Here is an 8,853-nt window from a genome sequence, read left to right as displayed (position 1 = left end):
ATGCCTGATGACCATAGCGTGTCGGTACCACCCCTTCCCATCCCGAACAGGACCGTGAAACGACTCCACGCCGATGATAGTGCGGATTGCCCGTGTGAAAGTAGGTAATCGTCAGGCTCCTCATGCTCCAAACCTCGCCCCCGCCAGCCTTCCCGCTCGCGGGGGCTTGGCGTTTACAGCGCACGGGTTTACCGTGCGGCCAGACGCGTCTCATACCTTGCCCGACGACGCCCCCAGCACTTCACACCCGGGCGGCCATCGTCCCAAGTTGCCGTTCACTCATCTCGTTACGCATGCAGATGAAATACGCTGCATAGCGCGAACTCTTTCCCGACGACCCCGCTAAATCCCTCAGTAGGCACCGAGCGCGATCGTCGCTATGAAAAGCCTACCGCAGCGACAAAAACTGCTGCGCCAACCGAACCCAATACGTTGCACCGATCGGCAATAGCTCGTCATTGAAGTCATAGCTGGCGTTGTGCAGCATGCATGGTCCCGCTCCGTGGCCTGCATCGCGGTGACCACCTTCGCCGTTGCCGAGGAACGCATAGCAACCCGGCTTCGCCAGCAGCATGAACGAGAAGTCTTCCGCACCCATCGTCGGTTCGACGGCATCGTCGACATTTTCCGCACCGACGATCTCCTTCATCACCGCCGCCGCAAAACGTGCCTCCTTGCTGCTATTGATCGTCGGCGGGTAGTTTCGATGGAACGTCAGTTTCGCCGAGCAATCGTATGCCTCCGCGACCGTCTCAGTGATCTTGCGCATGCGCGCTTCGATCAGATCGAGCGTCGCCGTCGTAAACGTACGCACGGTTCCCGCGATCCATGCATCGTTAGGAACGACGTTCACCGCATCGCCGGCATGGATCTGGGTGATGGACAGCACCGCCGTATCGAGCGGCTTCTTGTTGCGGGTGATGATGCCTTGCAGGCCATTGGCGATCTGTACCGCGGTAAATACCGGATCGTGCCCGTTGTGCGGCATCGCCGCGTGCGACCCCGTACCCTTGATCTCGATCCGGAATTCATTGCTCGAGGCCATGATCGGGCCTTCCGTCACACCGAACTGACCGGCAGGCATGCCGGGCCAGTTGTGAATGCCGAATACCGCATCGACAGGGAATTTCGTAAACAGACCGTCGTCGATCATCGCCTGTGCACCGGCCCCACCTTCTTCGGCCGGTTGAAAAATGAATACGATCGTCCCGTCGAACTCCCCATGTTTAACGAGGTGCCGCGCCGCGCCGAGCAGCATCGCGGTATGCCCATCGTGTCCACACGCATGCATCTTCCCGTCATTGCGCGAACGATGATCGAAGGTGTTGAGTTCCTGGATGGGGAGCGCGTCCATGTCGGCGCGAAGACCGATTGACCGTGTGCTGCTACCGCGCTTCAGGATGCCGACAACTCCGGTCTTACCCAGGCCCCGATGCACTTCGATCCCCCAGTCGGCCAGTGTTTTCGCAACAAGGTCGGCCGTCTGGGTTTCTTCGTAACGAAGCTCGGGATGTGCGTGAATCGTTCGTCGCAGGGTCTGGATTTCGCCGCTCGCGGCCTGAATTTCGGGGATCAGTTTCATGATGGAATCGGGCTTCGATGTACGTGATGTCGTCCGAAGCCACTTGCGTGCTTCGAACATCGAGGCGATCCATTCTACGCCCACCGGAATTTTTGGCAGTGCGGCACGGGCTGGCTCGCTGCGGACGTAATAAAATCGGCATTATTCCGCTCATCAACGACCACCGCCCATGAACGCCCCCGCCGAATTCGCCCGCGCCGTCTGTCCGCACGATTGCCCGGACACCTGCGCCATGCGCGTGACCGTCGAAGATGGACGGGCCATCAAGGTCACCGGAGATCCCGATCACCCGCCCACCCAGGGCGTTCTCTGCACGAAGGTGAGTCGTTACGCGGAGCGCGTACATCATCCGGAGCGTTTGACAACGCCGATGAAACGGGTCGGCAGAAAGGGCGAGGGCCGCTTCGAGCCCATCACCTGGAACGAGGCGCTCGAGATTGCGGGAACGCGCCTGTCGGAGATCGCGAGTCGCGCACCCGAGGCGATCCTGCCGTACAGCTACGCCGGCACAATGGGGCTCGTGCAAAGCGAAAGCATCGCCCAGCGCTTTTTCCACGCAATCGGAGCGTCGCAACTGGATCGCACGATCTGCGCCGCAGCCGGCGCGGCCGGGCTCAAATATACCTATGGCGCGAGCCTCGGCATGTTGACCGAGTTCTTCGAAGAGAGCGAAGTCATTCTGATCTGGGGCGCCAACCCGATCGCATCGAACCTGCACTTCTGGACGCGCGCTCAGGAGGCGAAGCGTCGCGGCGCGAAGCTGATTGCAATCGACCCATATCGCTCGCTGACCGCAGAAAAATGCCACCAGCACATTGCGCTGAAGCCCGGTACTGACGGTGCGCTCGCGCTCGGCATGATGCATGTGCTGATCTCAGACAACCTGCTCGACCTGGCGTATATCGCCGACCACACGCTCGGTTTCGACGACCTCAAAGCGCGCGCGCTGACCTATCCGCCCGCGCGCGTCGCGCAGATCTGCGGCATCGACGAGCAGGTCGTCGTCGATCTGGCGCGTTTGTACGGCAGCACCCGCAAGGCGTCGATCCGTCTGAACTACGGCATGCAGCGCGTGCGCGGCGGGGGCAACGCAACGCGGGCCATCGCGTGTCTGCCGTCGTTGACCGGTGCGTGGCGAGATCGCGCGGGTGGCTTGCTGTTGTCGTCATCCGGCTGGGCGCCGGTCGATTCGCACGCGCTCGGGCGCCCCGATCTGATACCGGGCTGGCCGCAGCGTCAGCCGCGCGTCATCAATATGAACGAAATCGGCAATGCGCTGCTGCATCCGGGCGATGCTACGTTCGGGCCGCCGGTCGAGGCCATCATTGTCTATAACTCGAACCCGGTGGCCGTCGCACCCGATTCAGAACGAGTCGCGGCCGGCTTCGCGCGCGAGGACCTCTTCACGATCGTGCTCGAGCATTTCCGCACCGACACCGCTGATTTCGCCGATCTGCTTCTCCCCGCGACAACGCAACTCGAGCATCTCGATGTGCACAAGTCCTACGGACACACCCACGTGATGGCGAATCTGCCCGCGATCGCGCCGGTTGGCGACGCACGGCCGAACACGGAGATATTTCGGGGTATAGCGCGGGCGATGGGACTGCAAGAACCGGCGTTGTTCGAGAGTGACGAGACAGTTGCTGCGAATGCGCTGCACTGGAGCGATCCAGCGCTTGCCGGAACCGACTGGGAAACCCTAAAACAGACAGGCTGGGCCCGCCTGAATCTGCCGGACGCACCGTTTGCGAACGGTGGCTTCCGCACTCCGTCCGGCAAGTGCGAGTTCTCGAGTCAGCGCCTCGCGCAGCAAGGGCTCGATCCGTTGCCGGATTACCTGCCGCCGTATGAATCGGCGGAAGGTTCGCCGGAGCTCGTCGAACGCTATCCGCTAGCGATGATTTCGCCGCCCGCCCGCAACTTTCTGAACAGTACCTTCGTCAATGTCACGAGCCTGCGGTCGACCGAGGGTCATCCGCATCTCGACATCCATCCTTCAGACGCGCAACTCCGCGGAATCACAGATGGCGATCAGGTGCGCATCTTCAACGACCGTGGTTCGATGCAGGCGCACGCTCGCGTGACGGACAAGGCTAGGGAAGGGCTCGTAGTCGGACTGTCGATCTGGTGGAAAAAACTCTCCCCAGATGGACGCAACGCCAATCAGGTCACGAGCCAGCGACTCACCGATCTGGGTGGTTCCGCAACCTTCTATGACTGTCTCGTCGAAGTCGAACGAGTCTGACGCTTGCCGGAAACGTCCTTCAATGGGCTTCTATTACCCGTTATCTGTGAAAAAATCGCCTTGTTGTTCGAGGGCGTCGTCTAACCATGCTGCTTTTCGCGCTTTGCCGTAGGACCCGCATGCTACGATGCGCTTTTTAGCACGATCATTCGAAAATATAGAGGGAGACGCCGCGTGGAAAAAATCTGGTTGAAGTCTTATCCGTCTGGCGTTCCAGCTGAGATCGATCCAACCCAGTACGCATCGATAGCCGATCTGTTCGAAGAAAGTTTTCAAAAATATCGCGCGAAACCGGCGTTCGCGTGCATGGGCAAACAGATTACCTACGGTGAACTCGACACGCTCTCCGCGAAGCTCGGCGGATGGTTGCAGTCGAAAGGCATTGCGCGTGGCGCCCGCGTCGCGATCATGATGCCGAACGTGTTGCAGTACCCGGTCGCATTGGCCGCGATTCTGCGCGCCGGATACGTCGTCGTGAACGTGAACCCGCTGTACACGCCGCGCGAACTCGAACATCAGTTGAAGGACAGCGGCGCCGAAGCGATCATCCTGCTTGAGAATTTCGCAGTGACGTTGCAGGCGGTTGTCGCCAATACGTCCGTCAAGCACATCGTGGTTGCGTCGCTTGGCGATCTTCTGGGACCGAAGGGGCTCATCGTCAACTTCGTGGTCCGACGCGTCAAAAAGATGGTGCCCGCATGGAATCTGCCGGGACACGTCAAATTCAACGCTGCGCTCGCCGAAGGCGCACGCCACTCATTCAGTGCAGTCAAGCAGGGCCCCGACGATATCGCTTTCCTGCAGTACACGGGCGGCACGACCGGGGTGGCGAAGGGCGCCACGCTGCTGCATAGAAACCTGATCGCCAATGTGCTGCAGTCGGAAGCCTGGCTCCAGCCGGCGCGTGCGAAGCGGCCCGATATCGACCAGTTCATCACGGTCGTGGCACTGCCGCTGTATCACGTGTTTGCACTGACGGTTTGCGGCCTGCTGACCATTCGCACCGGCGGCCTGGGCGTGCTAATTCCGAATCCACGTGACATCGCGGGCATGATCAAGTCGCTGCAAGGCTATCCGATCACGACGATACCGGCGGTGAACACGCTGTATAACGCCATGCTCAATCACCCCGATTTCGACAAGCTCGATTTCTCGAATCTGCTGGTCGCGAACGGTGGCGGGATGGCGGTTCAGGAGGCGGTCGCGAAGCGCTGGTTCGAGAGAACGAACGCGCCGATCATCGAGGGCTATGGCCTTTCGGAAACGTCGCCCTGCGCGACCTGCAACCCGTCGAACACGGCGGAGTACAGCGGGACGATCGGACTGCCTATGCCGTCCACGGAGATTTCGATCCGCGATGACGAGGGCAACGAAGTACCGCTTGGCGAGCCAGGTGAAGTCTGTATTCGCGGCCCCCAGGTGATGGCCGGCTACTGGAAACGCCCCGACGAAACCGCCAAGGTCATGACGGCCGACGGCTTCTTCAAGTCGGGAGACGTCGGTTTCATGAATGAACGCGGTTACACAAAGATCATCGACCGCAAGAAGGACATGATCCTGGTGTCGGGCTTCAACGTGTACCCGAACGAAATCGAAGACGTGGTGGCCAAGCATCCTGGCGTATTCGAAGTGGCGGCCGTTGGCGTGCCGGACGAGCATTCGGGCGAGGCGGTCAAACTGTTCGTGGTGAAGAAGGATCCGGCGCTCACGGACGCGGTGCTGTTCGCGTATTGCAAGGAACAACTGACCGGCTACAAACGGCCGCGGATCATCGAGTTCCGCACCGAACTGCCGAAGAGCAATGTGGGCAAGATCCTGCGCAGGGAATTGCGCGACGGGCGCGCGTAACAGCAAGTAGTCGGGCGCCGAGCAACGTTACGGCGAGCGTGAGGGTGCGATCGGGCAGCAGGTCGCACATGACACGAAGACAACTGGATCTGCAAGATCAAACGGCCTGACAGGTTCGATTCCTGTCGGGCCGTTTTTCATTCTCCATCGGCACAACCCGCAAAAGCAGCAGATAAAAAAAGGCGCCCGAAGGCGCCTTTGAGTTGAACTGCTTTTTTACGACTTATTAGAACTTGTGGCGGATACCGACACGTGCCGTCAGCTGGTTCTGGTTTGCCGAAGGCGTCAGGCCGTTGATCGAAGCATCGGCCTGGATAACATTGCCCTTCGAGTCGAGCGTATTGCCCAAAGCGTGCTGGTAGACACCAATTACATAGACGTCGGTCCGCTTCGACAGGAAGTAATCGGCGCCGATCGAACCTTGGTGATACTGCGCAGCAGAGCCGCCGCTGATCTTGCTGCCGCGCGTGTAGTCATACGCAGCGCCGAGCACGAGTGCCGGGGTCAGCTGATACTTGAAGTTCAGTTCGCCGTTGTTGAACGTGGCGGTCTGGCTCAGGAACGCACCGCTCGAGAAGTTCATGAACTTGATGTTCGAGTACGTCGCGCCGATCGTTGCTGCGCCGAAGGTGTAAGCACCGCCCGCACCGATGACCTGGTACGTATTGGCATTTGCGTAACCAGCATAAACCGGCGTCGTGACGCCGGCCGGCGTGCCGCTCGTCGTGTTGTTGCCGAACAGGCCAGTCGACGACGACGGGTTACGTGAGTTCAAATAGCCGACACCCAACACCAGCGGACCGTTGCTGTAACCAGCACCGACCGAGAACGTTTGATTGCGGCTGAAATCGCCTGCCACGCCACCGAAGCTGTACAGGGCGCCAAACGTCAGGCCGCCGTAGTTCACGCTGGTGAACTTGACCGCGTTGTTCACACGGTAAGCGTTATTGAAGTTGTCGAGGTCGCCCGGGTGAGCAGCGATGTAGCCGCCCCACTGGTCGCCGGCTTCGAGCGGGCCGACGTAGTCGACCACGGAGTCGTACTGACGACCCAGTGTGACCGTACCGAACTGGCTCGACAGACCGACGTAGGCTTGACGGCCGAATTCCAGGCCGCCTTGACCGAGCTTGCCGCTGTTCACGTCGAAACCGTTTTCGAGCACGAAGACTGCCTTCAGGCCACCGCCCAGGTCTTCCGTGCCGCGCAGGCCCCAACGGCTGCCTTGCAGAACACCGCTCGACAGGTTGTACAGGTGCTTGCCGCCTGCGTTCGTATTGATGTTGAAACCTTCGTCAATAATGCCGTACAGCGTGACGCTGCTTTGAGCATGAGCGACGCCAGCGAACGCGCCAAAAGCTGCAAGCGCGAGAAGCGACTTTTTCATCGAATGATCTCCAAGGATGCTACGAATTTTTGTCACAAGGCGAGTAGTTGTCTGTGTGGCGGCCTTGCCATTAACTTCGCGAGAAGTTGCCACGTAATGTAACAAAAGGGTTTATCGAGACAAAGGAAAAGCAGACCGCCTGGTCGGTCCCTGTTTCGTTTACGCAACATGGTCTAAAATCGAAAGTCGGCCACCTGATTTGCCCTGTTCCGTGGCCTTGCTGCGCCCGTTTTTTTGTCCGCATACCTTTGCTGGACGGGCGTCGGCGGGTATTGGTGGCGAATTGAAAAAGCAGGAGAACCAGATGTTGCTGGACGAATGGATTAGCGAGTTCGATCGGGGTTTACGCTCAATGACCGGGGTGTCTCGAATGACGCGCCCGATGCCGGTGCCGGCACCTTTAGAGCCAGCTGAAACCGCTATAGAGCTGTCGCCTGCCGAGCGCACCCACGCGGCCGCACTCATGCGGGTCAACCATGTCGGCGAGGTGTGCGCCCAGGCGCTTTACCAGGCGCAGAAGCTGGCCACGCGTTCGCCGACCCTCAAGAACGCCTTCGATCACGCCGCCCGTGAAGAGGAAGATCACCTCGCGTGGACTGCCCGGCGACTCGATGCGCTCGAGTCCCGTCCCAGCCTGCTGAATCCGCTCTGGTACGCCGGCGCACTCGCGATCGGTCTGGTGGCCGGTCGTCTCGGCGATCGTGTGAGCCTCGGCTTCATGGCGGAAACGGAGCGCCAGGTTGAGCATCATCTGAATGGCCATCTCGATGCGTTGCCAGAAGCCGACCGGGAATCGCGCGCCGTCGTCGAGCAGATGCGTGCCGACGAGGCAGCTCACGGTAAGGCCGCGGTCGACGCAGGCGGCATCGAGTTACCGTTTCCCGCTCGCGCGTTGATGCGTGCAGCGTCGAAGGTGATGACTCGTACTGCGTACTATGTCTGAAGGTTTCGTTTGAAGTGGGACGGCGCGAGTCGCGCCGTCTCAAAAATGCGGTGCCCGTTTTACCTCACGCCGTGATCCCACGCCGGTTATCCCGCCTTATTTCCCCCGCCTAGATCGCTTTTCCGCCCGACGCTTCCCTCCTGCTTTTCACGTATCACCTTCACAAGCTTCAGTAGGCCATTCATTTATAACGATTTTCCAATTTTAAGGGCGACGTGAAGGAGTCGCGCTAAGTCCTTGTTCTAACAAACAAATTTCGTTAAAAAACCGCGCATCTCCCTTGACCCGTCTTTAGCGTTCCTCTAAAGTGGGAGACAGTGTGAGAAAGTGTATTTTTGTGTGATTTCCCGGGCTTTTCCGGGTAGATTTTTGAGATCAGGCGAACGGCGGCGGACGCCGGGCAAGGGGAGAGCGAAGTGTTCCAAGGGGCGTCGGCGCTAACACTCGATGCGAAAGGACGGATGTCGATTCCGTCCCGCTATCGGGATGCGCTGCAAGGACAGGCAGAAGGCCGGGTGACGATTACCAAGCACCCGGACGGCTGCCTGTTGCTGTTTCCACGCCCGGAATGGGAGGTCTTTCGCACCAAGATCGCAGCGCTCCCCATGGACGCTCACTGGTGGCGCCGGATCTTCCTCGGTAACGCATCGGATGTCGATCTGGACACGGCGGGCCGCGTGCTCGTGTCACCGGAATTGCGGCTCGCCGCCGCGCTTGAAAAAGAAGTGATGTTGCTCGGTATGGGCAGTCACTTCGAGTTATGGGACGCGCAAACCTACGCTGCGAAGGAACAGGCAGCGATGGCCCAGGGCATGCCCGATGCGTTGAAGAATTTCACGTTCTGATCG

Annotated in this window: 6 protein-coding genes and 1 rRNA gene; 5 read left to right on the top strand and 2 right to left on the bottom strand. The window is 59.8% G+C overall.

The window, feature by feature from the left end:
- The first annotated feature begins 3 nt into the window (after positions 1 to 3).
- A 5S ribosomal RNA gene (gene rrf, locus BWP39_RS07720) occupies positions 4 to 117 on the top strand.
- 271 nt (positions 118 to 388) lie between these two features.
- Here rrf and BWP39_RS07715 read toward each other — a convergent pair.
- Complete coding sequence (locus tag BWP39_RS07715) at positions 389 to 1,582, bottom strand: M20 aminoacylase family protein (protein WP_096718655.1); 1,194 nt, start codon at positions 1,580 to 1,582, stop codon at positions 389 to 391.
- 169 nt (positions 1,583 to 1,751) lie between these two features.
- Between BWP39_RS07715 and BWP39_RS07710 the strand changes: the two genes are divergently transcribed.
- Complete coding sequence (locus BWP39_RS07710) at positions 1,752 to 3,830, top strand: molybdopterin-containing oxidoreductase family protein (RefSeq protein WP_096718443.1); 2,079 nt, start codon at positions 1,752 to 1,754, stop codon at positions 3,828 to 3,830.
- 174 nt (positions 3,831 to 4,004) lie between these two features.
- A complete protein-coding gene (locus tag BWP39_RS07705) occupies positions 4,005 to 5,678 on the top strand; it encodes a long-chain fatty acid--CoA ligase (protein ID WP_096718441.1) in 1,674 nt (557 codons plus the stop codon).
- A 226-nt stretch (positions 5,679 to 5,904) separates the two neighbouring features.
- Here BWP39_RS07705 and BWP39_RS07700 read toward each other — a convergent pair whose 3' ends face one another.
- On the bottom strand, positions 5,905 to 7,062 hold the full coding sequence (locus BWP39_RS07700; RefSeq protein ID WP_096718439.1) for a porin: 1,158 nt from the start codon (positions 7,060 to 7,062) through the stop codon (positions 5,905 to 5,907).
- Positions 7,063 to 7,366: 304 nt separating this feature from the next.
- Between BWP39_RS07700 and coq7 the strand changes: the two genes are divergently transcribed.
- Positions 7,367 to 8,005 carry a 2-polyprenyl-3-methyl-6-methoxy-1,4-benzoquinone monooxygenase gene (gene coq7 / locus BWP39_RS07695; protein WP_096718653.1) on the top strand — a complete coding sequence of 213 codons (639 nt, stop codon included), beginning with the start codon at positions 7,367 to 7,369 and terminating at the stop codon, positions 8,003 to 8,005.
- 416 nt (positions 8,006 to 8,421) lie between these two features.
- Positions 8,422 to 8,850: a division/cell wall cluster transcriptional repressor MraZ gene (gene mraZ, locus BWP39_RS07690; protein WP_091010950.1), complete on the top strand. Its 429-nt coding sequence runs from the start codon at positions 8,422 to 8,424 to the stop codon at positions 8,848 to 8,850.
- The last annotated feature ends 3 nt before the right edge of the window (positions 8,851 to 8,853 follow it).

Source organism: Paraburkholderia acidicola, assembly GCF_002362315.1.
Taxonomy (GTDB): Bacteria; Pseudomonadota; Gammaproteobacteria; order Burkholderiales; family Burkholderiaceae; genus Paraburkholderia; species Paraburkholderia acidicola.
This window is presented reverse-complemented; position numbering and strand designations above follow the sequence as displayed.